Below are 1,926 nucleotides of genomic sequence, written 5' to 3' on the forward strand. Positions count from 1 at the left end.
GATGCAAGCGTTGCTGGCGGCTTCGCTGGCACCGTCCACAACATGCCATACGTCATCGACGACTCCATGCCAACGATTGCCGACGCCCTTCAGGACGGCACCCCTGCAATTCTGCTCGCAGATTTTGCTAAGGCTTACACCATCGTTGACTTCGGCGCGATGAAGTGGGTTGTCGATCCAATCACCGAGCCACAGTACGTCAAGTACTCCGCTCGTCGCCGCGTTGGCGGTGCGATTGTCGACTACAAGGCAATCCGCGCACTTGAGCTGGTAACGGCTTAATCGCAGAAACAGGGAAGCCCGACTGAGAAGTCGGGCTTCTCCATGACTGACGTGCCTCTTCAATAAATACTCGACACTTATAGTCGAGGATGGAGCATTGGCACTAGAGATTACAGGACCAGCCGCGAATAGCTGGCAGACCATTCCACAGGCCAATCAGTTCCTCGTGGACTTCGCTCATCCCCTACTCGGTGTCTCACCTGAGTTGGGTGCCGATGACGGACCTTACCTGATCGAAGCGGCCAAAGAGATTAGCCGCATGTGGACGTGGAAGGGCCAAGCGGTCGATCCACTTCAGACGCTCGCATGGCCCCGCAAGGGCGTTGAGCTTGAAGCGAAGAAGGTCGGACCCGATTGGTTCGCCCGGACCTATCCCCACCTTGATCCCTGCGCCGAAGAATACGCGCGCTTTATCATGTTTGAGTCCCCCGGCCTGCTGGCTACGCCAGAAATGCTGAGCGAAGACGTGATCCCGCAAGACGTGCTGGAAGCACAGGCGATCCTAGCGGCCTTCAAGGTCCGCAACATCACGCTCTGGCAAGACAACGGCTTCAATGCGTCTGAGGTGAAGCTGGACGGCGTTGGCACGATCAAGCCAACGAACGCTGTCGCGGCTGCTGATGCCGTGTTCATGCGTCTCGCGCGCTGGGGATCGTTCAAGGGCACGTCGATCGTAAGGCCAGGCGGTGCGCGCTAATGGCCGGGATCTACGACACATTCGCTAACGCGGCTTCCCAACTGCTCACCGGGCCGCTCGGCGGCAAGGGAAAGCTCCGTCGCAAGAGTGGTGGCGGCTATGACGACAACGGCGAGCCGGTTCCCGTCACTCAGCGTGACGTTCCCGTCGCGTGCGTGGTGAAGACGAAGGAAGTCTGGAACGCTGGTGCGTATCTGGGCAGCAAGCTCGTCGCCGTGCTCGACAACAAGGTAGAGCCACAGCCCAATGACGAACTGATCGTTGGCGCGAGGACCTACACTGTCGTTGAGGTAGCAGCGAAGGCACCAGCCGGCACGGTCATCACCTATGAAGTGGTGCTCGGCTAATGGCGCGCTCGGGTGTCAGCAACATCGGCGGTGTCGTGAAGAGCTTGGCCGCGGCCAAGCGTAAGGCAATCGCTGATGCCGAGAAGATCGTTCGTCGGACTGCCGGCGACATTCTCGATGGCGTCGTAGATGGCACGCCAGAAGATACCAGCGTCACGATCGGTGATTGGCATGTCGGAGTGAACGTCACTCCGAGTGACAAGCTGGACAAGCCCGATGTGGGCGGCAGCGCAGCGAAGGCGCGCGGTCAGGCAACCATCCTGACAGCCGGCATCGGCGACAAGATCAACATCGTCAACAATCAGGATCACGTCGAAGGACTGAACGCAGGGCGAGCAGTGAGCAAGCCATCCGGTTGGATCGAAGCCGCGATCGACAGTGCCACGCGGAGGCGACCATGACCGGACACAGCACAGACATTGAAGCACTCAGGAGGCGCGCAGCTTCCGGCTGGAAGAACCTCGGTGCTCCCGTTCCCCTCATCTACGACAATGCCCGCGCAAACGCCGTGGTGCCTGCCTCTTTCGTCCGCTTCTCGGTTCGCCCCGGTAGCGAGGAACAGCGCAGCCTTGGCAACTCCCGCGTCCGCGTACAGCGCGA

At 60.1% G+C, this 1,926-nt stretch carries 5 protein-coding genes; all 5 read left to right on the top strand.

All coding sequences use genetic code 11. The annotated features are described in order from the left end of the window. A partial coding sequence (locus XM50_RS00215) for a phage major capsid protein (protein WP_046406346.1) occupies nt 1–282 on the top strand: 282 nt, incomplete at its 5' end. A 79-nt stretch (nt 283–361) separates the two neighbouring features. Then, nucleotides 362–979, top strand: coding sequence for a DnaT-like ssDNA-binding protein (locus XM50_RS00220; RefSeq protein WP_331386547.1), 618 nt, complete (start codon nt 362–364; stop codon nt 977–979). After that, nucleotides 979–1,326 carry a hypothetical protein gene (locus tag XM50_RS00225; RefSeq protein WP_046406349.1) on the top strand — a complete coding sequence of 116 codons (348 nt, stop codon included), beginning with the start codon at nt 979–981 and terminating at the stop codon, nt 1,324–1,326. The genes XM50_RS00220 and XM50_RS00225 overlap by 1 nt, the downstream gene beginning before the upstream one ends. Before the next feature lie 44 nt (nt 1,327–1,370). After that, nucleotides 1,371–1,727: a hypothetical protein gene (locus XM50_RS00230; RefSeq protein ID WP_197075236.1), complete on the top strand. Its 357-nt coding sequence runs from the start codon at nt 1,371–1,373 to the stop codon at nt 1,725–1,727. Continuing rightward, nucleotides 1,724–1,926, top strand: a 203-nt coding sequence (locus XM50_RS20635) for a hypothetical protein (RefSeq protein ID WP_231621808.1), incomplete at its 3' end; no start/stop codon positions are given. The genes XM50_RS00230 and XM50_RS20635, both read left to right, overlap by 4 nt.

Origin of the sequence: Sphingomonas sp. Ag1, from assembly GCF_000980895.1 — a bacterium.
In the GTDB taxonomy this organism is placed as follows: domain Bacteria; phylum Pseudomonadota; class Alphaproteobacteria; order Sphingomonadales; family Sphingomonadaceae; genus Sphingomonas; species Sphingomonas panaciterrae.